Below are 25,398 nucleotides of genomic sequence, written 5' to 3' on the forward strand. Positions count from 1 at the left end.
CAAATGAAACGACTGTACGCGGCGCTGCTCTTCAGCGCCTGCCTGACCGGCAGCCTGCCGGTGCTGGCGGAAGACGGCACGCAGGTGACCAGCACCGAAAACGAGACGGCGTACTTCCTGTCGTCTTCCCTGCCGGATAAAGAGCTGGCCATCCTGATGAAGGCGGCGGAGGCGAAAAACATCCCCGTCTACTTCCGGGGGCTTATCAACGACAACATGGATCAGACCGCAAAGTACATGCTGAACCTCATCACCACCTACAAGGTGCGTGGCGTGCAGATAGACCCGGTGCGCTTTGTGCGCTACGGCGTGAAGCAGGTTCCGGCGCTGGTGAAGAAGTGCGGCGACCACTTTGACATCGTTTACGGCAACGTCGCGCTGAGTCAGGCGCTGGACATGATCGGTCAGCGCGGCGACTGCCGGGACAACCCCTGACGCTCTGCCCGCTGCGGCGGGTAACCTTTCACCTTCTCCGGAAAAACCAGATGAATACACCCACACGATCCTGGATTCAGGGGTGCCTGCTGGCCTGCCTGTCCGTCAGCGCTCAGGCGGCATCCATGGATGCGTCGAACCAGGAAGGCATCAGCGCCGGTCGGTCGGCAAACGGCACAACCAGCGCCGATCCGGAGAGCTATTTCGACAACTACAGCTCAGACGCGCCGCAGCGCGACCTTTACAGCGACCCGACGCAGACGTCCAGCGACATCGACGTGCAGGGACAGAAAGCGCTCACGGAGTCCGACCTCGGACAGACCGCGCGGGAATCGTACGTGAACAACCCGGCGGACAAGCTTAGCTACGACTCGGACATGATGAAGTACAGCGACGAAATTCGTGAAAATGCGAACGCCATTACCGGCGTCAACGGCAGCCAGTGCGTGGCGCAGGAGCTGAACAGGACCACCTACACCACGCACGCCTGCGAGTTGGCCAACAGCCTGACGCAGTCCTGCACCCGCAAGGCGACCATCGTGACCACCGGCTCGCGTGAGGCCTACAGCTCGCAGCTGGTGCTGAATGCTGCGAATGCCACGCCGGTGCGGGTTGAGAACTACTGGGTCCGATATGACTTCACGGTACCTGACGACGGCACGATTAGCAGCGGCACCTGGGAACAATTGTATCCGAAAGATCCGTCGTACCACGGCGAATCCGCCAATCGCCTCTGGTACTCCATCCAGGCGCTGGGCACCACGGTGAAAGGCAAACCCAACCGCAGCGGCACGTTTTCCATCCCCACCCAGAACGTGACGAAAGGCCAGACGGTGTCGCTGTTCCTGCGCTACGACACCGATGGCAGCATGAGTTCCGGACGAGACGGGCTAATACGCACCGCGTCAAACGGTACGCAGGTCTGGCGTGTGATCCTGCCGATGCAGGGCGTGCGCGATACGGTGAAGGCCGACCTGCAGTGGACCAACAGCTGCCCGGCGGACATGGGCGACGCCGTGAAGATGAGCGAGGTGTGCAGCGAGCCCGGTGAAACCCGCTCGGTGACGGTCGGCGGTCAGGCCTACAGCCTGTACAGCGACTGCTGGGGCTACACCACGCAGTGGAACCTCTATGAAGATGACACCAATACCTGCCAGGCGTACATCGACGATCCCAACTGCAGCGAAGGCACCCGCACCTGTACCCAGAAAATCGGTAACTTCTGCGTCTTCAACAGGCTGACCTATCAGTGCGCGCACACCGTGAAGAGCTCCGGCTACCTCTGCGGCTCCGAGTTCTACTGCTCGGACGGCAGCTGTTCGGCCATGCAGGCGGGTGAAAACCAGAACTTCGAGCAGGCCGTGTCGCAGCTGGCCGCGCTCGCCGCCTACGGCGAGAACGTCGAAGGCATCGATCCGAATCAGGTCACCGCGTTTACCGGCAAGGGCATGTCCTGCCGCCAGAGCGCGGCGGGCTTCAGCAACTGCTGCAAAAGCGGCGGCTGGGGTCAGGACGCGGGGCTCGCGCAGTGTAATACCGAGGAAAAGGAAATCGGCACCGGCAAGGAGAAGAAGCTTGTCGTGAAGGTTGGCTCTTACTGCTCCCGCAAGGTGCTCGGCGTCTGCCTGCAGAAGAAAGAGGGCTACTGCGTGTTCGACAGCAAGCTTGCCCGGATCGTGCAGGAGCAGGGCCGCCGCGACCAGCTGGGCATCAGCTTCGGGGATGCCAGCAGCCCCGACTGCCGGGGTATCAAAATTGCCGAACTGCAGGGCATTAAGTTTGACCACATCGACTTCATCGACTTTTACGAGGACCTCAACAGCAACGTGAAGATGCCCGACGAAGGGGCGCTCACGGAGCGTATTCAGTCAGACATCCAGAACAGCCTGAAGTCAGGAGACCAGCCGTGAAAAAACACCTCTGCCTGTCGCTACTGCTGGCGGCGATGCCGCTGTACGCAGCGGAAGACAATCAGCCGGACGGCTATCACTACGACCCGGCCGTGGGCTGGTACTGGTACAACGAGCCGGTGAAAAAGGACGAAGAGGAACAGCCTGCGCAACCTGCCGCGCCACCACAGGAATCGCCTACGCAGAAGATGAAGCGGCTGCAGGCCTTCCGCGACAATCTGATGAACGAAGCGATGCTGCACCCTTCATCAGAGAACATCCGGCGCTACAAGGTCGTTCAGGACTGGATGGTGAATCAGGCGAGCCTCTTTGCCTCGCGCTGGGAGAAGGTGCTGCTGGACAACCCGGAGCTCGACTACAGCCTGAAGCACCCGTTTTACAACGGAACCGCCAACATCCAGTACACCGAGCAGCGCCAGAAGCAGCAGGCGGCCATCCGCTACGTGAACCAGCGCTACGGCGTGTTCTTCTTCTATCGCGGCAACGAGCCGCTGGATAACCGCCTCGGGGGCGTGGTGAAGGAGTTCAGCGAGCAGTACGGCCTGACCGTCATCCCCGTGACTGTGGACGGGCGCGCGAGCCCGGACCTGCCGGACACCCGGCAGAACGCGGGTCAGGCCGAGAAAATGAAAATTGAACACTTCCCGGCCATTTACCTTGTGGAGCCACGCACGAAACAGTACCAGCCGCTGGCGTACGGCTTCATCACCCAGGATGACCTGGCGCGCCGCATGCTCAACATTGTTACCGACTTCCAGCCCGAGGATTAAACATGATTGCGAAACTCTTTGCCGTGCTGCTGATGCTCGCGCCGGTCATGGCCAGTGCCAGCACGATTGATGACATTGCCCGCCTGGAGCAGGCGAAAGGGGGTACGGATGCGCCAGCGGCAGTCCCGGTACAAAAAGAAACACCCGCGCCACCAGATCAGCCTGCGTCCGTCAGACCGGTGTGGTACCACCTGAGCGACGGCCGCCGCCTGGACGTGGGGCACTGGCAGATCGTGCACTTCGTCCGCTCCGACTGCCCATACTGCCACCGCTTCAACCCGACCCTGAAGTCGGTCTCTGAACAGACCGGCATCGGCATCTTCGTTTACAGCTTTGACGGCAAGGGTGACGCGGTTTTCCCGAAAGTGATGCCGGTGAACGACCGCATCCTGAAGGACTTCTTTGCGGAGCTGCCGCAGGCAACGCCCACCGACTTCATCATCAACACGCAGTCGCTGGTGACCATTCCGCTGTCGCAGGGGGAAATGAGTGAGGAGGCGCTGAAGCAGCGCCTGGATGAGTCGTTTGCGCTGGCCGTGCGTCTGGGGGTGCTGTGATGAATCCGTTTACGCTGAGTATCGGCCTCGCGGCTGGCCTGTTTTTCACTGCTGCCGCGCATGCGGACGTACAAAACGACATCAACAAGTTCTTTAACGACATGGGCGGCGGCGGGGGGAATTATACGCAGGGGGCCGCCTGGAAAGGGCAGTCGGCGGGCTATCTGACCGGTGGGAATCTCTTCTTTCGCGCACCGGTGCGCAACATCCAGCTGATATCGGTGACGCTCCCCGATATCAAGTCAGGCTGCGGCGGTATCGATGCCTACCTCGGCTCGTTCAGCTTCATCAACAGTGACAGCATCAAAATCATGGGCAAGCAGATACTGAGCAACGCGGCGGGCTATGCCTTCGACCTCGGGCTGGAAACCATCTGCCCGCAGTGCAAGGCGGTCAAAGACTACCTGCAGAAGCTCGCAGCCGACACCAACAACATGAACATCTCGACCTGCCAGGCGGCGCAGTCGATTGTGGGCGGCCTGTGGCCCAAAACGCAGGCCGCCAGCTCACAGATTTGTCAGGATCTCGGCACCAAGCACGACGTGTTCTCAGACTGGGCGGCCTCCCGACAGGGTTGCGGCGTGGGCGGCGAAACCAACAGCGTGTTTAACAAGGCGACCGACGACGAGAAGAAGCGTATCCCGCGCAACCGAAACCTGACGTGGGACACCTTCACGAAGCTCAACCAGTTCTTCAGCAACGATCGCGCGCTCAAGGAGTTCATCATGTCGATGGTGGGCACGGTGATTTATGACGCGAACGGCAACCCGACGTTCCTGCAGCCGCGCGGCGGCAGCGAGTCGATGTTCAACACGCTGCTGAACGGCGGCACCGAGAAGATTTACCGCTGCAACGACAACACCACCTGCCTGTCGCCGACCATTGCGGACCTGACGCTCAGCGAAGACGAGGGGATGACCGGCCGGGTTCGCGACATGCTCAACGACATCTTTGACAAGGCGCGCAGCGACACCGCGATGACTGAAAACGAGAAGGCGCTCATCAACAGCACCCGCGTGCGCATCCTGCGCTACACCATCGACTCGGCGTCGGTGGGCATGGATCAGAGCGTGGTCAGCAGCCTGGCGGAGTACATCGCGGCCGACATGGTGATGTCCTACATCAACGGGCTGATTGACGTGGCCGCGAGCGGCGCTGCGGGCACGCTCGATACCGAAGAGGAGAACAGGCACTTTCGCGAGAACCTGCGCCAGGTGCGCAACGAGCTGAGCGCGCGCGTGCAGCGCATTCAGGTGCAGCAGAACGGGCTGGCCGAGTACGACCGCAGCCTGTCCGAAACGCGCCAGCAGCTCTCTTCGTCCGTCTCCGACAGCGTGCTGTCGAACTACCAGTTTGGGGGATAACGTATGGCGCTTGATATCTGGGTGGTCAGCTCCGGCGGCATGATAACTATGGGCCTCAACGCGGTGGCCACGGTCATGGAAAACGGCGGCTGGAAAAGTACGATCTGGGTGGCGGAGATGCTGGGCATCGCCTTCTGCGTGATGACCTACCTGCGGACGCACAACCTCACCGCGATGTTCGGCTGGGGGTTAACGTTCACGCTGGTTACCGCGCTGCTGCTGACGCCCAGGGTCACGGTGGTGGTCAACGACCTGACCGCGCCGGACACCATCGGACGGGTGGACAACGTGCCGGTGGGGCTCGCTATGCCGCTTTATCTGGCGACCGGCGTGGGCTACACGCTCACGACTACCTATGAAGACATTTTTCACTTCCCGGACGAGCGGTCCTACACCAAAACCGGAATGCTGTTCGCGAGCAAGCTGATGCAGGACAGCTTTACCATCGACAGCCGCAATCCGGTGCTGACCTACAACATGGGGGAATACGCGAAAAACTGCGTGGTACCGGACATCATGCTGAACAACAAGTACAGCATGCAGGACGTGATGGAGTCGGAAGACGTGCAGGCGCAGATTTTCAGCAACCCGAGCCCACTGCGCGCGGTGTACTGGCGGGACGCCACGGGCACCACGTTCATGGTCTGCCGCGATGCGGCGCCGCGTCTGAAAAACCTGCTGACGGCGGAGAGTAACACCACTGGTACAACGTTTATGGCGCACGCGGTCCGCATGCTGCCGGGTAACAACGCCCCGCAAATGGTTTACGCCGAGCAGCTGGCGGGCTCATACGACTACTTCCTCGGCAGCAGCAAGTCGGCCCAGAGCATCATGATGCAGAACATCGCCGTGGCGGGACTGCGTCGCGGCCTGAACAGCTACGTGAAGGGCATGAACGACACCGCATCGATGGTGGACATCGCATCCGAGCAGTCGCTGATGAAGCTTCGCCTGTCCCACGCGGTCAGCTACACCATCGCAACGGAAGTGCTGCCGCAACTGCACACGGTACTGTTGTTGTTCTGCATCTGCATCTTCCCGGTGATGGTGCTTGCGCTTTACGTGCGGGAAATCGCCTGGTCCGTTATCAAGAGCTACCTGAACTTTATGGGCAGCCTGATGCTGTGGCCGGTGATGTTCGCCATCTTCAACTTTGCGGTGAACTACAGCACGCAGAACAGCTTCCACGCCACAGGACCGACGCTTTCCAACATGAACCGCCTGATGGAAACCAGCACCACCACGGCGGGGATCGCAGGCTGGCTGATGCTCTCCATCCCGTTCCTGGCGTTTCGCCTGTTCACCGGGCTGGGTCAGGGCTTTGCCAGCCTCAGTTCAAGCCTCGGCAGCGCGCTCAGCAGCGCCTCGGCGTCCGATTCGGCTGCGGTGGCGTCAGGCAACCTGAGCGTGGGCAACGTGCAGCTGGACAACATCAACGGGCACAAAACGGACCTGAACCGCGCCTACCGCGAGGGGATGACAACCATGCAGCTGGGCAACGGTGCCACGCGTACGATGACGCAGGATGGCCAGACAGTTTACGACTCCTCCGGCGCGACCAGCCGCCTGCCGGTCGATCTGCACCTGGATCGCAACCTGGCGAGCGCGGCGCAACGTTCGGTTCGCGACAGCATGGCGCAGACCGAGATGGCGGCGCAGGGCTATAACCATTCGGTGCAGGAAACCGGCTCGCAGCTCAAGCAGTTCCATGAACAGTTCGGTAACAGCGACTCGACCACGTTGTCCTCTCAGACAGGTATGACCGTGACCGATGCTGAGCGCGTGAACAAAATGCAGAGCGTGGCGCAGGAATATGCGAACCGCAATCATATCAGCCTGAATGAGGCTTATTCTGAGCTTGAAGATAAAACCCGAAGCGCATCAGTTAATACCGGAGCACGCACTCAGGCGGGTATTGATTCAGGTAAATCACTCTTAGGTAAGGCAGGTGAGTGGATGACAGGTGCTTCGATTAAAGGTGATGTTCATGGAGGTACAGAATTAACCGGAAGAACTGGTTCAACATCTCAAACCTCGGAGGGAGGACAAAGTGGAAATGACAATTCGCAAACCATCTCCGCTCGCGAGTCGCAGGACTTCAGTCAGGGAATGGATGTGCTACGTAACTACAGTACGACCTACAATGGCCAGCATGTAGTTAATAACGCCTCCGGCCTGATGAATCAGGTCTCCTCGGGTATCACCACGTCAGACAGTAAATATGCGCAGTACACGGCCAGTCAGGCGCACACGCACGAAATGCAGAAGATGGCTTCTGAGACTGAAACGCTCAGCGCAGGTGCGCGTGATAACTATACGCAGCAGTTTGTGCAGTGGGCAATGCAACGTTCGCCTGAAAATGCCGAAACTATCCTTACCAACACATCTGATGAAGGCGTACAGAAACAGCGTGACGGGCTTGTTCAGGAGTTCTTTGCTGAAAAACTGCGGGGCCGTATTGACGGTGACTATGCGCCAAACGCAGGCCGTAATGGTGAAGGAATGGAAGCGCCGGCAAATACTGCAGGTGAACAGTTTGGGGGAGCGAATAACAGTGCGAATCAGATTATTGATGCAGGAGTGGACAGTAACAACATACGCAATGATGTCGCCAATGATGTTGAGGCACAGCAGGGTGTGGTTAATAATAAATCCAATGAAGCCAAAGTGGCTATTGAAAATGCCAGAGGCGAAAATGATAGTGGTATAGCCTCACGTATGGGAGAGTATACTTCGAGCGCTAATCACTTTAATGATGAAAAACAGGCTGCTGATAAGCAACAAGATGACTTATTAGTTAATCCGTTCAAGAATCACACACATAAAGATTACAAAGGGAATAGTAAGGGGTAATTAATATGATGACGTATGCGCAAATTGAAAGGGATTCTAAAGAGATAATTAGATCCATAGGCTCAACTGAAAGAGATGTGCCTAGTTTTTTTTGCATGTTTAGTAATGTTAAATATCACTTCTTTGCATACTGCATATTCGGCGCTATGAGCTATTTTTCACTTCCTCAACCAAAGAGTATCGCCTTATGGTTATTCTTTGCGGCTTTCGGTATATTTCACTGGCTAGTTATTTTTTCACTCACGGCATCTTATGCAAGCCTGTTCAACATGATTGGAGCAGATAAGCTTAAGAATTTAGAGCTGGCAAAAGTGATAAAAGGGAAGTTCAGGGCTTATGGCGTGGTTTGGTTCGTTGCTATAATCGTTTTTGGGCTGGCAAGCGTCCTCACTGAGTGGAGCATCCTTCCTCTTGTGATTGGTAACTTTATTGCTGTATTCCTGATCTTTATTGTCTTTAATATGGACATGTCCAGGTATCAGGTTTCAGCCATGATTGGGGCTGCAAAGGCCTCAAGGAACAAGTGAAAATAATCCTACCCTAGATAGATAACACTTACCTGATTGATTTCAGGTGAGGGTTTTCGTAGTTAGCACTCTAAATATCCAGAGGTAAATGTGTTAATACACTTAACCCCTTCATTCTTTTTGAATTACTCTAATATATCTGTTGACTTAATTAACATCGAACTCCCTGAGTTGGCTCTGCAGTTGCATAATGAACGAGATATTATCGTTCGGTTCCCGTCTCCGAATAAACGCCTGCACTATGTCTGCCGTAAATAAGGCCGTAAAGCGATTCACGGCATCCTGCTAAATACCGACAAGGCCGTTACTGACCTGACTGTTATTACCCGCTGGGCAGTGCAGGGTAATGTGTCGGTGCACCGGGTTCATATGCATATTGTTGGCAACGACGATGCTGCTACGGATGCCATCCATCTGTGGAGCGGCGTGTTTAATTCGCCGTTCAGGGATAAAACCCCGGCGGTGGCCAGAAGCTGGATCCCGGCATCCTGCCAGCCACGCCTGAGCGTGAATGCCGGGGACAGGCCGTCCGCACGGGAACCAGCTATATGGCGACGCGCCGACCCGGCCGGGATTATCCGGCAGCAGACCGAATACTACACTGCCGCCACGGTGGAGCCTGAACGGCTGCTTTCACCCAAGTGCAGCAATAACCGGCTACCGGTGCTGGAAGATGCATTTGACTGCAAGGTTCGGGACTATGCCGGGACACTACGCGTGCTGTATGACTCTCCCGGGGTGATCGTCTGCCCGCTGAGTGATTATGCGGAGATGGTCGAAAATGACCTGAAAGAAGAAGGGCTCGCAGATGCGTTTACCCACATCATTGAGCCCGTGCTGCAGGACGTCAGGCAGGCGTGTCCGGTGTTCTTCACCAATACCACCGACCTGATGAACAGCATTCAGCTCCACTCGGTGCATTACCGGTCGCTGAGCGACGCCGACAGTCAGTTTGTCCGCAATCAGAATAATCAGCCGCTGTTTCAGGTTTCAGTCAGCTGAGACCGACCGCCGCACTTCCTGACGCACCCTGCGTCAAGAGGAGGAGGCGGAACATCACGTCAGCCCACCCGGGCACGTTCGCACCGTAATTAAACCCTGCGCAGATACCTGCCTGGCTTTCGCCTGTCCGCAGCCCTGCGTGTTCGTCTCTGCTCCACATTAAGGACTTTCAATGAGCCTCAACGCCCGCGACTTTACCCAGGGCGGTCAGGTGATGAAATACATGATCGGCATGTTTGTGCAGATCATGAACATCGCCTCCTACTGGGTCGTGCTGTTTTCCGCTCTGGTATTTTTCAGCTGGATGCTGCTGCGCCTCACGCTGCAGGAGTTCGTTCACGGCAGCGCCTACTGGCTTATCCGCTGGTTCATCATGCCGCTGGCAAAGCTCACCGGTAAACACTCACTGGCGGGCTGGACCTTTCATTTTGAGCGGCCAAACGGCGAGGTGGTGGCATTTAAGCATACCGCGCTGCAGGTGATGAACGACCCATACTTTGTGTTGATGGGGCAGCACGTCAAGGACACCGCCTTTTACGGCTGGGGCATCTCAGCGTTCAGCTTTGTCGCCGCCATTGTGGCTATCACCTGGTTTCTGGGCAGCAAGGGGGCGAAGCAGCGCGAGAGCGAACTCACCGGCGGTCGCGTGCTGGCAACCAGCTACAGAGTTGTCAATCGGTTACTGAAAAATGCCGGTGTGATGTCGCCACTCAGTATCTGCGGTCTGCATATCCTGAAAGACTCGGAGATGCAGAACTTCGGCTTTCACGGCACCGTGGGGTCGGGCAAGAGTACCGTACTGAACGACCTGCTGACGCAGCTGCGCGCGCGCGGCGACCGCGTCATTATCTATGACAAAGGTAACAACTTTATCCCGACGTTCTTCCGTCAGGATAAAGACCTCATCCTCAACGCGTTTGACGCGCGCTGCGCCCCGTGGGACCTGTGGGAAGAGTGCCAGACCATCGGGGACTTTGAGAACTTCGCAACTTCGCTGCTCCCCGACAGCAGCGGCAGCAGCGATCCGTTCTGGGTGCTCTCCGCACGCTCGCTGTTTGTGGCCACTGCACGGCGTATGGCGCGCGAAAAGAACCGCAGTATCGGTGAACTGCTCAAAAAGCTGATGTCCATCAGCCTGGCGGACCTGCGCCAGTTCCTGGTGGGCACGGACGCTGCGAACCTGGTGGACAGCAGCATCGAGAAAACCGCGATGACCATCCGCACCATTCTCACCACCTACGTTCGATCGCTGCGCTATCTGCAGGGGCTCGACCAGGGCGGCCGCCGTCCGTTTAATATTCGCGACTGGATCCATACCGAAGACGCGAGCGGTGATAATCCGTGGATTTTTATCTCCAGCGATGGCCAGAACCACAACGCGCTTAAGCCGCTGCTGAGCGCATGGATCTACATGACCATGTCCGGGATCCTCGGGCTGAAAGCCGACCGCAACCGCCGCATCTGGATTTTCCTCGACGAGCTTCCGTCCCTGCACAAGCTGCCCATCCTGCCGGAGTTCTGCGCCGAGGGGCGTAAGTTCGGCGGCTGCACCGTCGCCGGTCTGCAGAACTTCCCGCAGATGGAAGAGACGTACGGCACTAACGCCGCTAAATCCATCTGGGATCTGCTCAACACCCGCGTGTTCTATCGCGCGCCCAGCGGGTCGATTGCGGACTGGGTGCAGAAGGAAATCGGTGAGAAGCGACATAAGAAGTTCAAGGATCAGTACAGCTACGGCATTGACATCATCCGCGACGGTGTGCAGTTCTCCAAGGATGAGATCAACGAGTTCCTGGTCAGCTATTCCGACGTACAGAGCCTGAACGACCTTGAGTGCTACATCACCCTGCCAGGCGAATGGCCGGTGGTGCGCATGAAGCTTGCCTGGAAGCCTTACCGCGCGATCGCAGAAGGCCGCATTCCGCGAGACGTTGACGACGTGTTTGACCCGGCCATTGAGGCAACGCTTTCTGGCGAAACCAGCGACAACCAGACGGGTCAGATTGTGGGGCGGTTATTTGGTGACGCCGCTTCAGGCTCTGAGGCGCAGGGAAGCGGGGATGCCCAGGATGCAGCAGAGAGCAAGCCGGATGCGACGGCACCTGCAGCAGAAACCGCTACGCCCGCCTCAGCGAAAACAGAGGCTCAGTCGGCTCAGGAAGAAGCCGGCGGTCGTGATACCGCGTTCCCACCCCCTGTATCTGAGTCCACGCCGTCAGCCGCACCGGAAAGCCCTGCGCCAGCTCTGGCCGAGCCATCCGAAAGCGAGAGGCCACTTCAGGTTATGGACGTGGTGAAACATAAATCCGCGGATTTTGGCCTGGACCGTAACTGAGGTGACCCATGCTGTCTGTTTCAACCATCAAAAGCGCCGGTAAAGCCGGTGCCTACTATACCAACGAAGATAACTATTACTTCCTCGGCGAGCAGTCCACCGAGTGGTACGGCACGGGTGCTGAAAATCTGGGACTTGAGGGGCCGGTCAACCGCGATACTTTCGTGTCTATGCTCGAAGGTCAGCTCCCCGACGGTACCGACATGCGCCGCATGGAGGGCGGGGTGAATAAACATCGTCCCGGCTATGACCTGACCTTTTCAGCGCCCAAAAGCGCCTCGGTACTGGCGCTGGTGACCGGCGACAGCTTCCTCGTGGACGCGCACAAGGAGGCGGTACGTCGCACGCTGGATGAGGTGGAAAAGCTCGCCACCACGCGCACCATGACCGACGGCATCACCGAAATGGAGAAAACCGGCAACCTGGTGATTGCAACCTTCATGCACGACACCAGCCGCAATCTGGAACCTCAGATGCACACGCACGCGGTTGTGGCCAACGCCACGCTCTCGCAAAACGGCTGGAAAACGCTCTCCACCGATATCACCGGCAAGCAGGGTTTTACGGACGTGGTGTGGAATGAGCAGGTCAGCATCGGGGCGCTGTATCGGGGGCATTTCCGTTCCATCATCGAACCGGCGGGCTACCAGACCGAAGACACCGGTCCGCGCGGGGAGTGGGACATCACCGGCGTGCCCGTGAAGCCCTTTTCATCACGCCGTCAGGACATCATCGATCTCGTGGGTGAGGACGCTACGGCGAAGCAGAAAAGCATGGCCGCGCTGGATTCCAGGCAGACCAAGCACTTTGAAGATCCGGAGATGCTGCGTGAGCACTGGCAGTCGGTGCTGAAGGACACCGGCTTTGACACTGAAGCGTTCAGAGTGAAGATGTCGGAACGCCGCCAGCAGCGTGAAGCCGAAAGCGTCGGGCAGGAAAAAAAGGCCGCCACGCCGCCGATGCTGGAGGGCGCGGTGCGTGAGGCCATCGAACGCCTGTCGTCTAAAAGCGTGCGCGTGACCTACGACGACGTGATGACCAGCGTGCTCAATCACATTCCCGTTGCCCCGGGCGTCTACGGGCAGGCGCGCAGCGCCATTGATAGCGCCATCGGTCGTGGTCAGCTGATTGCCGTGGACAAGAACCAGGTGCTGTTCACCACCGCCGCTCACGTCCGGGATGAGGCGCGCCTGGCGCAGCTGGCCGCCGGTCTCGCGGAGAAGCCAGCCGGACTGAAGGTTCCGACGGGCGAGCGGGGCGTGCTGGCGCAGGTGGCCGACGCCGATCGCGCGGTGTCACTGATTGACGTGCGCGGCGGCACGCAGTTCATCAGCGAGCTCAACCGCAGCATCATGGTGATGGCCAGCGAAAGCAAACGTCCGCTGATAGTGGTTGCCGCCGACGGGGCCGCGCGAAAGCGCCAGGTGGCCACCTTCGGGGTTAAGCCCGACGTGCGACTTATGACGGCGGAGGAGATGCAGACTGCTGAGCTGCCGGTGCGCCCGCTGGTGCTGGTGGCGGAGGCCGAACGCTTTAACACTTCCGGCCTGCACGATGTGCTGAAGAAGGCGGCACAGATCGATGGCACGACGCTGGTGACCGATACCCACGCTCGGCGCACGGCGGGCTTTGCATCAGAGGTGCTGAGCGCGGCGGGCGTGAAGCAGTTCACCGCCTCACCAAAGACCGAAAACGTGCGCGTGACGATGGTACAGAAGGACACGGTTGAAGACCGGCTCAGCGTGGCGGCGCGCTACTACGCCCAGGAAAGGGCGCAGGGGCGGCCGGTGTCGCTGCAGGCCGGGAATGCGCGCACGCGCGACCAGCTGACGGCCCGTACCCGTGAGGTCATGACCGATGAGGGGCTGCTCGGACGGGTGTTGGGCGAGGTCACGGTCCGGGTGCCGGTATGGCTGGACGCGACCCGCCGCAACGATCGCAGCGTGTACCGCGCGGGTATGGTGCTGGAGCTTCACGAGGGGCAGGGCCAGAAAACGGTGTTCACCATTACCGGCGTCAGCGAGCGCCACAACCTGCTGACCCTGAAAGATGAAAAGGGTCAGACGCAGGGCGTGAGCATCAGCAGTATCGACAGCCATTACCGGCTGTTTCGGGAGAAAAAGCTGGAGTTGCGCGAGGGTGAGCAGCTGCGTGCCACGACCGATCTCGGCAGCCTTGCCGGCAGTGGAGAGCACCTGACCGTTACCGGCGTGAAGGAGGGACGCTGGCTGTTTAAGGACGTCATCACCATGGAGAACGCAAAGGGCGAGCGGGTGAAACTCGACCGACACGCGCCGCTCTACGCTGACCACGCCTACGCCGAGCCTTTTGGCGCCACCCGTCGCACCGGGGGCAGCGTGGTGGCGGTACTGGCGGGCAAGGAGGTCAACGACGCGACCGTGAACATGCTGCGCCGCAGCGGCTCGGACGTGATTGCGTTTACCCCGCTGGACGAGGTGACCATCGGCCGCCGCCTGGAGGAAAACCGCCCGGTGGTCAGCGTGACGCAGGGCATCAAATCGCTCGCTGTGGAAAATGACCTCACGGACGCGCTGCGGGAGCTGGCGTCCCGGAAGATGTCGCACCCGGAGCGCGCGATGCGGCTGGCCATAGAGAAAGCCACCGGCACGGACGTGACGTTCACCGGCGTCCGGGCGCTGGCCGGCGTCATTAACGCCGACCGAAGCATCACGCCCGCGCGCGCGCAGGAGGAGCTGTCGCGTCTGGTGCAGCGCGGTGAAATCTTTGAACTCAGCGCGGAGCAGGGCGCTGCAGGGAAGTACATTTCACGCGAGAACTTCGAAAACGAGGTGTCGATTCTGCGCCACATTGCCGAAGGAAAAAACAGCGTGAAGCCGCTGCTGGCAACCGGTCTGAACGATGTGAAAGCCGCCGGTCTCACGGACGGGCAGCGCGAGTCGGGTAACCTCATCCTGACCACCCGCGATCGCTTTACCGCCATTCAGGGCTATGCCGGCGTGGGGAAAACCACGCAGTTTCGCACCGTAGCTACAGCGCTCTCCGCCGCAGAAGACGGCCCGGACATTCGCGGGCTGGCGCCCACGCACCGCGCCGTCAGCGAGCTGTCCGGCGCGGGTATCCCGGCGCAGACCATCGCGAGCTTCCTCAGCGAAAGCAGCCAGTGGCAGGCCGCCGGACAGGCGCGTGACTTCCGCAACACCGTTTTCGTTATCGACGAATCGTCCATGAACGGCAACGCGCAGATGGCCTCCCTGATGAACGTTATCGCCGAAGGTGGTGGCCGGGCGGTGCTGAGCGGCGACCGGGACCAGCTGAAGTCGCTGGAGTCCGGCGCGCCGTTTGCGCTAGCCCTGGAGCGCAGCGCGGCCGATGTCGCGGTGATGAAGGAAATCGTGCGTCAGATCCCCGCGCTTAAGCCCGCCGTGGAGGCGGTTATTGCCGGAAACGTACGCGAGGCGGTGCGCATTACGGCAGATACGAGCCCCCTCGGCGTGCCGCGTCAGGACAGTGCCTGGGTGCCGGAGAGCAGCACCATCGATGGCAACAGCCTGGCACGGGAAGCCGTGGGGTCAGGTGGTGTCGGCGGGGAACCTGAAAAACCAGACCTCATCGGGATGATTGCGGATGACTACGCAGGCCGGACGCCGGAGGCGCGCGACCATACGCTGATAGTGGCGGAGCTCAATGCCGACCGCGAGGCTATTAACAGCGCGGTGCACGACCGGCTACAGACGCAAGGCGCGCTGGGTGACAGCGTCACGGTGCCTCTGCTCGTGCGCGTGAACAACAGCAACGCGGATCTGGGCCGCCAGGCGTTCTGGGAAGCGCAGGTGGATAACGTGATGCGCCGGGGCGAGCAGTATTTCCGGGTGGGAGAAACGGATAAGGATAGCGGCGTGGTGCGCATGGCCGAGCTTGATGGCGCGCCAGACCGCTGGATCCGACCCGCGGAGCTGCGCAAGGAAGACGTGGCGGTCTTTAAGGAAGTCACGCGGGACATCAGCCCGGGCGAGAGGATCCGCCTGACGGCAACGGATCGTGACCGCAACGTACGTGCCAGCGACATGGCAGTGGTGTCAGGCATTACGGAGGAGGGAACCATTCTGCTCAACACCGGTGACCGGCAGCTGTCATTCAATCCCACCGCGCACTATGCCGACCGACACATGGACTACGGCTATGCCGTCACCACATACAGCTCGCAGGGCGCGTCGGTTAAGTACCTCATTGGCCTGTTTGGCGAAGAGGGTGCCAGAGGGCGGATGGCGGCGCTGGACAGCACCTACGTACAGCTTTCCAGGGCAAAGGAGCACGTGCAGACCTATTTTGACAATCTGTCCGGTTGGGCAACGAAGGTGGAGAGTAAAAGCGGGCGGCGCCAGACGGTGCACGACGTGATGATGCGCGCAGAGGACGTGCGCGCGGACCGCGAGATGCAGGTGTGGGACAAAAGCCTGCCGGTGTCCGGCACGCGCCTGGCGGATCGTGTCGACCGGGACCTGACGGCCGACGCACGCTTTATGGCCGGTAAGACCCCGGAGATGCTCTGGCCGGTGATCAATGAGCACGGCCGCCAGCGCGGGAACCTCCACGTTCCGGTATCGCCCTCAGGCGGGGAGGTGGATTTTTCAGGCGCCCACTATGAAGGGGCAGCGGACGGTCACCGCATCGTGCTGCAGCGCGGCGAAAAGCACGGAAAGGTGCTTGAAGCGACAGATTTAGCGGCAGCGCTGCAGCTGATGAAGGACAACCCGGGAAGCCCGGTTGTGCTCTCTGCTGACTACAGTGAACGCCCGGACAGCAGCCGCGCCGCTGCAGCGGCAACATCAGCGGCATCCGGGGGCGAAGAGCTGGATCGTCGAGAAGCCGAGGCGCTGGAGAAAGCAGTTAAGGCCGCCCTGGACCAGGAGGAGAAAGAGCCGGAGCCAGCGGTGCAGGATGAAGCCCGTGAGGCACCCGAAGACAAAGACAACGAACGCGAAGCCGCGCTGGCTGCGGCGCTGGCGGAACTGCAGGAAGAGGAGACATTCGACTACCGCGACTACGACCTGTCGCCGGAGCGGGACGACCGCGCAATGATGAACGACGAAGTCAACGTGATGCGCCATGAGCGCAGCGAGCCTGAGCCGGAGTTTGGCCATAAATCCCAGAAAACGATGGAGTAAACGCTATGACTGTAATGCTTGGCGCCGCTACGGCGATCGTGGTCCTGATGATGCTGTTCGCCTGGCTGCCGGAAATTCGCGAGCCAGGTCTGCTGCTGCGCCGGTGGAGCCGCGGCAGCAACGGGGACTGTTCCACGGGAATTCGTCAGGCCGTGGATGACGTCATCACTGGGTTTGTAGCGGAACACAACTTTCCAGAAGTGGATGCGTCGCGCCTGCGGGAGATGAAGTCGCGCCCTGGCATGATGCCGGTCACGCTGCTACTGCATCCACAACTGGTGAAACAGGAAAACGGGCGATTCGTGCGCGGGCGAAACCTGACGGCCGTCATGGCGGCCACTGGCGTGAGCACGCTGATCCTGCCGCCGTTAGCGGGTATGGCCCTGCATGACGTTAGCCTGAGCCTGCTGCCGCTTCTGAACGTCGCCGTGTTTTTTACCGGCGTGCAGCTGGTCAGGCAGACCTACTCGGATCTGAGCCTTTTAAACGTGCTGGTGACAGGAAAACCTGACTGAATTAACGGCCTGCCGCCCTGCGGTTGACCGGTCCCTCGCGTCCAGGATTATTAATCCGGCACGCTCACGACCCCCGGAGAAACCCATGAGAATTTTCGTTCTGCCGCTGTTTATGAGTGGCCTGATAACGTTTGTGCCAGCGGGTCAGGCTTATGCCGAGCCCACTTTCAGCGCTGGCTTTTCCCCCGAGGGCGGCGCTGAAGCGCTGGTGCTCGGGATCATTGAACGCGCGCAGTCTGACATCCGGCTCGCCGGCTACAGCTTCACCTCCCCTGAGGTCGCCGCTGCGCTGATAAGGGCTAAAATGCGCGGTGTTGACGTGCGTATGGTGCTCGATGAGAAAGCGAACCAGAACCGCAAGAGTCGTGTGGCGATAAATTTGCTTACTGCACGCAGTATCCCCGTTCGTGTGAACGACCGGTACGCCGCAATGCATGACAAGTTTATCGTTGCAGACGGGCGGACGGTTGAAACCGGCAGCATTAACTACACGTGTGCTGGCGCAAGACATAACAGCGAAAATGCACTGCTTATCGAGCACATGCCGGTGCTTGCTGACCGCTATCTCAGGCACTGGCAGTCCCGCTGGGATGAAGGTGTTGCCTGGAACCCGTCCAAGTAACCACGCTGTTGACCGTCCGTACTACCTGATAACGCCTTCGCCAGCGGCTTATCACCTATCACAAATAAGGCATATTACTGATTTGGCTTATGCTATTCTGCGGAAAGTCTTATTTTGCAGCAGGGTACGAGCATGAGCTCCCGTGATTCAGTAACATCACCTCCCGAAAAGAAACGCACTCGTAACAGAGAGCAGCCAACTCCTGATAAGGATCGCGCTCGCGCTTATAAGGCGAGGAAGCGTGAAACACACAGACCTGTCAGCATCTTCATTCAGACTGATATGAAAGACGCACTGGTTAAGCTCTGTGAGTTGAAGGGATTAACGCAGGCTGAACTGCTTGAAAAGCTGATCGAAGCTGAAGCGCGTAACAATGGAGTGCTGTGACTGGTCACGTTATTGCCGAAAGCGTTTCTGAGTGATAGATTACGGACAGTTAAGAATTGATGGTTGGCCACGCCGGAAGGTGGCAGGGAATCTGAGGCGGCAGGTCCAAATCAGAAAAGAAAAACCCCGATAATCTTTCGAGTTTGGCGACGAGAGAAGATTACCGGGGCTTCCATACAACTGCACAGGACTATTGCCCTGTGCGGGGAGTATAGTTTTATGCCCGGAAAAAGACAATTCGTTCTGTGCTTACTCCTCCCGAGCAATATAAGCGCCGGGGGACATGCATAAGCATACAGTTCTTAACACATCTCCACGACCCGATAATCGTCATCGCGGCGATCACTCCACCACCTGCAAATGCTCTAATCCTGAGTGGTTTGCGCCAAAAGGCTATAAACGCCTCCCCGGTCAGATGGGCCATGCCATGAGCCGGCTTGTCGTAAAAGACAGGCGCACAGGCAAAATGACGCTACGACAGCGGATGTCCCGCCATCCGTATTTTGTCCAGTTGCGCGATGCAGCAGGGCGTAAACGTGATTTTCGCCCGGAAAAGCAGGCGCTGTATGACGCCTTGTGGCCGCTTTGCATTCAGCGCGCGGATATGGCCACGTCCGTGGTGACCTTCAACGGCAGCAAACTGGCTGACGAACTTAGCCCGAAAGATGAGAAGGGCAGTGTTATTCCCGAAACCCGCGTTGAGCCCTGCCGGCTTTCCCGCCTGTTCGAAGAGTGGGAGCGTTACGGCCTGATTGAACGGCCGGATCTGGAAATGGACCCGGCTACAGGCTACTGCATGCCGCGTCATGTCGTCCTGACCGATCGTTTCTGGGCCCTTTGCGGCATCGACATGGATAAATTTCTGGCCGAGCGCAACGAGCGGCTGGCTGCCGAAGCCGACGGCATCATTGAGCCGGGCACGCACACATCCGTGCGAGCCGCGCGCCGGCGCTGGTATGAACACATGCGTATGGCCACACTTATCAGCCGAAGGGAAAAAGCGTCAAAGCAGAAGCGCCGTAAGCGGCTGAGCAAGCTATCTCTCGATGACCGGCGCAACGCGATGGCCAAGCTGCTGCGCGCACGCCCGGCTCATGCATGGCGCGACCTTTCACCTCATGACTTTGACCGCCTGGTGTGGAAATGTCTGCGCCAGCTGGAGCTGGGCCTCAATTACGAGCCCGTTCTGCCCGACAAACCAGACATCGTTCACTGATTTCATCCTGCAGTTTTAACCGCCTTAACTGGCGGTGGTGGCGATCGTAGCGGATGCAAAAATGCAGACAGCAACGCCGGCATTAGCTTCCCCTGAAACATGAAAAGTGGCCACAGGCCGTGCGCCACTTTTTTTTACCACAGTTATCCGCAATCAGTATCCTGCGATTACAGGCAACAGAGTCACCGTTACGCGCAAGACAGTCCTGACTTACGTCAGAAAGAAATAATCAAAGTAATAAAGAAGGTTTTCATGCAGGCCACTGGCGTGGATAAGTGTGCAGCCATTAATCGCAGCGACATGCCAATCCAAAATCCGGAGGTAGCTCCCACCGACAAGCGGTGGGCAATAAGGCACTAGTTACAACATCCAGTAATATTCTTGTTAACATCAGCACCGAGCCGAACCTAAAACCCCGCGCCCCTCTCATCCAGGATCTGCGCCGTACCTGCACCCCGGTTGCCCCCACTGACCAGCCGCCGCCGCCCGGCCCAAAGGGCCGGATCAGAGTCGCTTTATAGATGAATGATGTAACTACCACAGGTGTTGCTGTAACACTGAGGCCCGCGGTCTCTGTCTTTCGTCTTCGACCATCAGGCTAATTCGCGACTGAAAGGCCGCTGCTTAAACGGCGTCTGGCAGGGAGGGGGGGGGGGCTTTTGCCACCATTGGGACTGTAACCGGCTACGCCGGGCTCACGGCGCCGACTGGCATAAGTAGCCGTCCGTAGCAGTTTATGGCGCCTCCATGCCGCGCTGACGCGGCATTCAGTGGACAGGCTGCGCGCTGCTCGCCTGCCATTTGAGGTTTCAATTGAGTTCTATATATTTCACGACATGGAATTATATGTTCGTTAATTATGGTTACTAACCGGATGGATATTTGCGGGAGGACAAATCATGCAAGCAAGGAAAATTATGGAAGCTATGGGGATTAGTCCCTTTGGTCCGGAGGTAAACAAACTACGTGAGCTTATTCGCTTTCATCTGACTATGGGTGCTTCAGAAGCAGAGATACCCAAACTCGTAGAGCAAAAAGCCAATGACGTTCGTGTCCTTCAGCAAGGAACCCTAAGCGAACGAAAAAAACAGGCTGTGCAGTTCATGTGGCAGCGTTATCGAGATCAATGGCCAGTCGCTACTGCTGCGTACAAAGCAAAGAGTAAAAGCGGCTATACAAACTATTATTATTATTCAGTTGGCGATTTTGAAGCCCCGCCGGGCTGGCGTTTTATCGTGCATGGAACGGTTTTTGCAATAACTCAGGCTCATAATCTTCGCGAAATACTTGTTACCCGCGCTGGCCTGCTGGCTGAGTTCATGCCAGAACCTGAGAAGCATTCGGTCGAAGTCACCACGTATGAACCTGAGGCCATATCGGTTGCAGAGATTGCCACCGAACCCGTTATCTTGCCTCCTAAACGAGAAGGTAAGCAGACGCAAACGAAAACCCGTCCTGACCAGTTCTCGGTAAGCGTCCAGCGAAGACCGTATTGACAGGATGACCCGGAGATTATTCCCCGGGCAGGGAGGCGCGCCATGGCAGTAACTCACCGACGCGGTTGACCGGCCAGTCGGCGATAACCGACAGCACGTAACGAAGATAACATTCAGGATCGATGCCGTTCAGCCGACAGCTCCCGATAAGTCCGTAAAGCTGCGCACCACGATCGCCACCGTGATCTGAACCGAAGAACAGCCAGTTTTTCCGCCCCAGACTGACCGTCCGCAGCGCGTTTTCGCGATGTTATTATCCGGCTCAGCCCAGCCGTTGCTGGCGTAATATTTCAGCGCCTCCCACTGATTAAGTGCGTACGCGAACGCCTTCGCCAGCTCCGAGTGTCGCGAGAGAGTTTGCTGTTTTTCACGCAGCCATCCTTCCAGCGCGTTCAGTAACGGCAACGTTTTTTCCTGCCGGACAGCAAGCCGTTCCGCCGCGCTTTTACCCCGGATGGCCGACTCGATGACGTACAGTTCGCCGATACGATGCAGCGCTTCGCTTGTCGTCTCCGAGGGCGTTCGCACGTGCACGTCGTGGATTTTACGCCGCGCGTGCGCCCAGCATGCCGCTTCCTTTATATGGCCTTCGCGGTACAGCTCGTTGAACCCGGCATACGCGTCCGCCTGCAGCACCCCGCTGAACCCCGTCAGATGCGTCTGCGGGTGCACGCCTTTGCGGTCCGGCGAGTAGGCGAACCACACCGCCGGGGCCATCACCGATCCTGCGTTGCGGTCGTCGCGAACGTACGTCCACAACCGCCCGGTTTTAGTTTTGCCGTTGCCCGGCAGCAGCACCGGTACCGGCGTATCGTCGGCGTGCAGCTTGCCATCGGTGAGCACGTAGCGCGAGAGCGCTTCATCCAGCGGTGACAGCAGCTGGCAGCACGCGTCCACCCAGCCCGACAGCAGCGAACGGCTGAGCGTCACGCCCTGACGTTCGTATATCTCTGACTGCCGGTTCAGCGGCGTGTGTTCCGCGTACTTTGACGTCAGCACCCGTGCCAGCAGGCCCGGCCCGGCGACGCCGCGCTCGATGGGCCGCGACGGCGCAGCCGCCTGCACGATACGGTCGCACTTTTTACAGGCATGCTTCTCACGCACAGTGCGGATGACGCGGAACGCGCTGCGCAGCAGCTCCAGCTGCTCTGCCACATCTTCCCCCAGGTACGACAGCGCGCCGCCGCAGTCCGGGCAGCAGACTTCCGCCGGCTTCAGGCGGTTTTCATCGCGCGGCAGGGATTCAGGGAACGGCTTACGCGTGCGGGTCTGTCGCAGCGGGCGCGGCACCGGCGGGTCGTCAACGCGTCCGGTGCGTTCGTCACTGTCTTTCTGCATGGCGGTGAGCCTGGTTTCTATCTGCGCGATGCGCTTCGCGACTTTTTCAGAGCGGCTGCCGAAGTTCATGCGACGCAGCTTGTCCAGCTGTGCCTGAAGGTAGTCAACTTCGCGCTCACGCTCGTCCAGCCTGGCCTGCAGGAGACGGTTCAGCGCCTCCTGTTCGGCCAGCCGCTGTTTAAGGAGGGCAATGTCGTCGGGGATGTTGTCGTTCATGGCGGGCATGCTACCAGGTTGCCCGCCGGGTGACCAGGATTACAGCAGCGTGAGGGGTGACAGCAGGCGCTTTGGCTGCCGCCAGTCAATGCCCTCCAGCAGCATGGCCAGCTGGGCGGGCGTGAGGAACACTTTGCCGTCGCGGGCCGACGGCCAGGCGAAGCGGCCCCGTTCCAGCCGTTTTGTCAGCAGGCACAGCCCATCACCGGTGGACCAGAGCAGCTTGACCTGGCTACCGCAACGTCCGCGGAAGATAAAGACGTGACCGGACATCGGGTCATCTTTCAGCGCGGTCTGGACCTTTGCGCCGAGGCCGTTGAAGCCGTTGCACATGTCGGTGATGCCGGCGACCAGCCAGATTTTCGTTCCGGATGGCAGGCCGATCACGGTCGTCCTCCACGCATCATGGCCTGCAGCAGCGCGGTGAGCTGCGCCGGCGAAGGGTTATGCAGCGATATTTCGCCGCCCGGGAGCCGGATAATACAGTCCGCAGCGGCGTCAGGCTGCGGTGCAGGTGCGGGTGAAGGATGTGCTATCTGAACCGGTACCAGCGCGGGCAGTGCTGGTATTTTAGCTTTACGCCCGCGGGGTTTAGCGACGCAGCCCTCATTTTTCCAGAGACGCATCCATTTAAAGAGGAGGTTGTCGTTGACGTTATGCTGTCGTGCGAGGGCGGCAACGCTGCCGTTTTCTTCAAGCGTTTTGATCGCCATGCGCACCAGCCGGAGCTTAAATTCGGGAGAGTAGTGCTGGCGTGTTAAGGATTTTGAGCCCGTCATCAGGTGTCCACCTAATTAAAATAAGTGGGCACCTAAATTACAGGGAGAGGCGAAATTAACCAGACGGTGCTGGCTGTACGCTTACAGTTCTCGTTTGCTACGTCTGTTAAGTACAACTGCTTCGATAAATGTGTCGTCACCGGCTCGCAAATACACTCTCGTTGCAGTGCCGCACATCTGGTTGAACACAAGGATGGCGGCGCAGACTATTACACTAACGGGCTGTGGATGCGCTGCGATATTCACAAAATTTTTGACGACAGTTGGTGCGCAATTTGTCCGAAAACAATGCAGCTCTACTTTCTTGACGAAGCCATAAAGCTCGACCCTGATTTAGCCGAGTATCAAGGCAAATACATTATAAATCTGCGCTGGCCAATTAACTCCGAGTTCCTGCTTGCCCGATGGGCTGCATTTGAGGCTTTGCGTTGCGAGGGGGACCGTACAAGCAGCTACAATCGAGACCCGTCTCATTAAATCGCGCTTACTGAAATGCGATACTGTCCGCCCATTATTCCAGCGCTTTTAGCTGAACAGGACTCGTTTTATTATCGCATTTCTATACTTGGGGTCCGCCTGGAAAATAGGCTCTGCGAAGCAGGGTCTTCGAGGGGGGCAGAGGCGCCGTATGGGTTATGGAGATATTTCAATGAATTTCTTGAAGATTGTACTGACTGCAGCATTGTTTGTCGCAGCGCCTACATGGGCGGGAGATTTGACGGATCCTCAAAATAATGCCATTAGATCTGCGAAGCAGTATCTCAATATGACAGGCTTCTCGTGTAAAGGCCTTATTAAGCAACTTACCTCAAGTGCCGGAGACAAATACACCGTTGATCAAGCAACCTACGGGGCAAAACAGGCAGGTGGCTGCTAAAAAACGGCGTGGTTCAAACGATGGTTACACTCGAATTACCTAATTCCAGTGCGCCGGTGTTTGTTCCCTCCGAATACTGATTTTATTAACGTAGGTTTATTTCCGTTTTCCAAGCGGCCACCTACTTGTCCAGTTCTAAATAGCTTGAATCAGCATGCTTGAACGGTACGCATCCGTGCCATGTTCTGACAATCTTGTGTCTATCCTCATGTTGTGAAAGGGGTTTAACCATAGCATGGGATGGAAGGAGGTGTGATTCGTGATCGGGATGTTATGGTAAGTTTCTGACTGTGTTTTGTTTATAATGCAATTCGTCACCTTGTGATGTGGCAACATTGTTTTCTAGAACCTTTTATCATGGATGAGTCATATGAAAATACCGTCAATATCCAAATTTTCCGCAGCTGTCATGTTTCCACTTTTCATGGTCGGTTGTGCTGCGTCTTTTAAACCAGTTTTACCTGATTACAATGGTGAAAATGCAGCATATTTACGGTTCGATAACAGTCCCGTTTATACCAGCATTAGACAAGCTTCTGGCCAGATGCTGCAACCTGTACCTTATATTGTAAAATGGTCAGGCGAACCTAATAAAGAATACAGCGTTAATGCGCGATTCTCGATTATGGGTATCAAATCTAGCTATGGGAAAAAAGTAGAAGGCAGCGGTCCTGTTTCCTCGGTTTTTTCAGATAAAAGCTATATGGAATACAGAGTTAAGGCTGGCGAAACATACGCAATAAAATGGGTATTTACTGATCAGGGCATGTACCACAGCTCCGATCGTACCTGGTCAGGGTCAGTGAAACCTGAGACTGGGCATACATATGAAGTGACCATTAGCGGTGGTTCTGATGGTAATGACGTAGTTATTACCGACGTTACCAAGCGCTAAGTGATCTGATGATTGTTTATGCTCTCGTTTAGCTACCGTAAATCACCTAAAATATGAGTAGTAAAAAAGAATCTTATTGTGATCCTTTTTTATCTGAGCGTAATCTCCTGCTCTGCAAACGAACCAACCCGCCTTTAGGCGGGTTGGTTCGTTTGCA

At 57.9% G+C, this 25,398-nt stretch carries 19 protein-coding genes and 2 pseudogenes; 18 read left to right on the forward strand and 3 right to left on the reverse strand.

What is annotated here, in order from left to right; all coding sequences use genetic code 11:
- Window positions 1-3: 3 nt before the first annotated feature.
- The 15 genes and pseudogenes from trbC to HX773_RS20280 all read left to right on the forward strand — a co-directional run bounded on the left by trbC (window position 4) and on the right by HX773_RS20280 (window position 21,136).
- Window positions 4-435 (forward strand): type-F conjugative transfer system pilin assembly protein TrbC, encoded by a 432-nt coding sequence (gene trbC, locus HX773_RS20210; protein ID WP_176973018.1) that lies wholly within the window; start codon window positions 4-6, stop codon window positions 433-435.
- A 50-nt stretch (window positions 436-485) separates the two neighbouring features.
- Entirely contained in the window at window positions 486-2,345 is a 1,860-nt protein-coding gene (locus HX773_RS20215; protein WP_176973019.1) for a conjugal transfer protein TraN, read from the forward strand.
- Window positions 2,342-3,115 (forward strand): type-F conjugative transfer system pilin assembly protein TraF, encoded by a 774-nt coding sequence (gene traF / locus HX773_RS20220; protein ID WP_370463625.1) that lies wholly within the window; start codon window positions 2,342-2,344, stop codon window positions 3,113-3,115. The genes HX773_RS20215 and traF (HX773_RS20220) overlap by 4 nt, the downstream gene beginning before the upstream one ends.
- 2 nt (window positions 3,116-3,117) lie before the next feature.
- Complete coding sequence (gene traF, locus HX773_RS20225) at window positions 3,118-3,672, forward strand: conjugal transfer protein TraF (RefSeq protein ID WP_176973020.1); 555 nt, start codon at window positions 3,118-3,120, stop codon at window positions 3,670-3,672.
- The gene (locus HX773_RS20230; RefSeq protein WP_176973021.1) at window positions 3,672-5,036 is read left to right on the forward strand and encodes a conjugal transfer protein TraH; all 1,365 of its coding nucleotides are present in this window, start codon (window positions 3,672-3,674) and stop codon (window positions 5,034-5,036) included. The genes traF (HX773_RS20225) and HX773_RS20230 overlap by 1 nt, the downstream gene beginning before the upstream one ends.
- A gap of 3 nt (window positions 5,037-5,039) precedes the next feature.
- Window positions 5,040-7,889, forward strand: a complete 2,850-nt coding sequence (gene traG, locus HX773_RS20235; protein ID WP_176973022.1) for a conjugal transfer mating-pair stabilization protein TraG — start codon at window positions 5,040-5,042, stop codon at window positions 7,887-7,889.
- 5 nt (window positions 7,890-7,894) lie between these two features.
- Complete coding sequence (locus tag HX773_RS20240; RefSeq protein ID WP_176973023.1) at window positions 7,895-8,416, forward strand: hypothetical protein; 522 nt, start codon at window positions 7,895-7,897, stop codon at window positions 8,414-8,416.
- 90 nt (window positions 8,417-8,506) lie between these two features.
- Window positions 8,507-9,418: pseudogene (locus tag HX773_RS20245) on the forward strand (DUF6012 family protein).
- 172 nt (window positions 9,419-9,590) lie between these two features.
- Entirely contained in the window at window positions 9,591-11,753 is a 2,163-nt protein-coding gene (traD, locus tag HX773_RS20250) for a type IV conjugative transfer system coupling protein TraD (protein ID WP_176973025.1), read from the forward strand.
- Between the two features lie 8 nt (window positions 11,754-11,761).
- The gene (gene traI / locus HX773_RS20255) at window positions 11,762-16,900 is read left to right on the forward strand and encodes a conjugative transfer relaxase/helicase TraI (RefSeq protein ID WP_176973026.1); all 5,139 of its coding nucleotides are present in this window, start codon (window positions 11,762-11,764) and stop codon (window positions 16,898-16,900) included.
- A 5-nt stretch (window positions 16,901-16,905) separates the two neighbouring features.
- Window positions 16,906-17,415, forward strand: a complete 510-nt coding sequence (locus tag HX773_RS20260) for a hypothetical protein (protein ID WP_176973027.1) — start codon at window positions 16,906-16,908, stop codon at window positions 17,413-17,415.
- An 85-nt stretch (window positions 17,416-17,500) separates the two neighbouring features.
- On the forward strand, window positions 17,501-18,037 hold the full coding sequence (locus tag HX773_RS20265; protein WP_176973028.1) for a phospholipase D family protein: 537 nt from the start codon (window positions 17,501-17,503) through the stop codon (window positions 18,035-18,037).
- A gap of 132 nt (window positions 18,038-18,169) precedes the next feature.
- The gene (locus HX773_RS20270) at window positions 18,170-18,424 is read left to right on the forward strand and encodes a RepB family protein (RefSeq protein ID WP_176973029.1); all 255 of its coding nucleotides are present in this window, start codon (window positions 18,170-18,172) and stop codon (window positions 18,422-18,424) included.
- 283 nt (window positions 18,425-18,707) lie between these two features.
- Window positions 18,708-19,640: a plasmid replication initiator RepA gene (repA, locus tag HX773_RS20275; RefSeq protein WP_176973030.1), complete on the forward strand. Its 933-nt coding sequence runs from the start codon at window positions 18,708-18,710 to the stop codon at window positions 19,638-19,640.
- An 899-nt stretch (window positions 19,641-20,539) separates the two neighbouring features.
- Window positions 20,540-21,136: a hypothetical protein gene (locus tag HX773_RS20280; protein ID WP_176973031.1), complete on the forward strand. Its 597-nt coding sequence runs from the start codon at window positions 20,540-20,542 to the stop codon at window positions 21,134-21,136.
- A gap of 16 nt (window positions 21,137-21,152) precedes the next feature.
- On the opposite strand, the pseudogene HX773_RS20285 reads toward HX773_RS20280, so the two are convergent.
- The 3 genes and pseudogenes from HX773_RS20285 to HX773_RS20295 all read right to left on the reverse strand — a co-directional run bounded on the left by HX773_RS20285 (window position 21,153) and on the right by HX773_RS20295 (window position 23,469).
- A pseudogene (locus tag HX773_RS20285) lies at window positions 21,153-22,690 on the reverse strand (IS66 family transposase).
- 39 nt (window positions 22,691-22,729) lie between these two features.
- On the reverse strand, window positions 22,730-23,077 hold the full coding sequence (gene tnpB, locus HX773_RS20290) for an IS66 family insertion sequence element accessory protein TnpB (RefSeq protein ID WP_176973032.1): 348 nt from the start codon (window positions 23,075-23,077) through the stop codon (window positions 22,730-22,732).
- Window positions 23,074-23,469 carry a transposase gene (locus tag HX773_RS20295; RefSeq protein ID WP_176973033.1) on the reverse strand — a complete coding sequence of 132 codons (396 nt, stop codon included), beginning with the start codon at window positions 23,467-23,469 and terminating at the stop codon, window positions 23,074-23,076. Before HX773_RS20295 ends, tnpB begins: the two co-directional genes overlap by 4 nt.
- 66 nt (window positions 23,470-23,535) lie before the next feature.
- On the opposite strand from HX773_RS20295, the gene HX773_RS26190 reads away from it, so the two are divergent.
- The 3 genes from HX773_RS26190 to HX773_RS20310 all read left to right on the forward strand — a co-directional run bounded on the left by HX773_RS26190 (window position 23,536) and on the right by HX773_RS20310 (window position 25,241).
- Window positions 23,536-23,946, forward strand: coding sequence for an HNH endonuclease (locus HX773_RS26190; protein ID WP_176973034.1), 411 nt, complete (start codon window positions 23,536-23,538; stop codon window positions 23,944-23,946).
- Window positions 23,947-24,097: 151 nt separating this feature from the next.
- A complete protein-coding gene (locus HX773_RS20305) occupies window positions 24,098-24,346 on the forward strand; it encodes an Ltp family lipoprotein (RefSeq protein WP_218168312.1) in 249 nt (82 codons plus the stop codon).
- A 370-nt stretch (window positions 24,347-24,716) separates the two neighbouring features.
- On the forward strand, window positions 24,717-25,241 hold the full coding sequence (locus HX773_RS20310) for a hypothetical protein (protein ID WP_176973035.1): 525 nt from the start codon (window positions 24,717-24,719) through the stop codon (window positions 25,239-25,241).
- Window positions 25,242-25,398: the final 157 nt, after the last annotated feature.

The organism is Pantoea sp. B9002, from assembly GCF_013385945.1.
Taxonomy (GTDB): domain Bacteria; phylum Pseudomonadota; class Gammaproteobacteria; order Enterobacterales; family Enterobacteriaceae; genus Pantoea.

Coding starts and splice junctions, on each gene's coding strand:
- traD (WP_176973025.1), top strand. CDS start 9,591: ATGAGCCTCAACGCCCGCGACTTTACCCAGGGCGGTCAGGTGATGAAA.
- HX773_RS20295 (WP_176973033.1), bottom strand. CDS start 23,469: ATGACGGGCTCAAAATCCTTAACACGCCAGCACTACTCTCCCGAATTT.
- trbC (WP_176973018.1), top strand. CDS start 4: ATGAAACGACTGTACGCGGCGCTGCTCTTCAGCGCCTGCCTGACCGGC.
- HX773_RS20240 (WP_176973023.1), top strand. CDS start 7,895: ATGATGACGTATGCGCAAATTGAAAGGGATTCTAAAGAGATAATTAGA.
- HX773_RS20265 (WP_176973028.1), top strand. CDS start 17,501: ATGAGAATTTTCGTTCTGCCGCTGTTTATGAGTGGCCTGATAACGTTT.
- HX773_RS20305 (WP_218168312.1), top strand. CDS start 24,098: ATGGGTTATGGAGATATTTCAATGAATTTCTTGAAGATTGTACTGACT.
- repA (WP_176973030.1), top strand. CDS start 18,708: ATGCATAAGCATACAGTTCTTAACACATCTCCACGACCCGATAATCGT.
- HX773_RS20230 (WP_176973021.1), top strand. CDS start 3,672: ATGAATCCGTTTACGCTGAGTATCGGCCTCGCGGCTGGCCTGTTTTTC.
- HX773_RS20260 (WP_176973027.1), top strand. CDS start 16,906: ATGACTGTAATGCTTGGCGCCGCTACGGCGATCGTGGTCCTGATGATG.
- HX773_RS20280 (WP_176973031.1), top strand. CDS start 20,540: ATGCAAGCAAGGAAAATTATGGAAGCTATGGGGATTAGTCCCTTTGGT.
- HX773_RS20310 (WP_176973035.1), top strand. CDS start 24,717: ATGAAAATACCGTCAATATCCAAATTTTCCGCAGCTGTCATGTTTCCA.
- HX773_RS20270 (WP_176973029.1), top strand. CDS start 18,170: ATGAGCTCCCGTGATTCAGTAACATCACCTCCCGAAAAGAAACGCACT.
- traI (WP_176973026.1), top strand. CDS start 11,762: ATGCTGTCTGTTTCAACCATCAAAAGCGCCGGTAAAGCCGGTGCCTAC.
- traF (WP_176973020.1), top strand. CDS start 3,118: ATGATTGCGAAACTCTTTGCCGTGCTGCTGATGCTCGCGCCGGTCATG.
- traG (WP_176973022.1), top strand. CDS start 5,040: ATGGCGCTTGATATCTGGGTGGTCAGCTCCGGCGGCATGATAACTATG.
- HX773_RS20215 (WP_176973019.1), top strand. CDS start 486: ATGAATACACCCACACGATCCTGGATTCAGGGGTGCCTGCTGGCCTGC.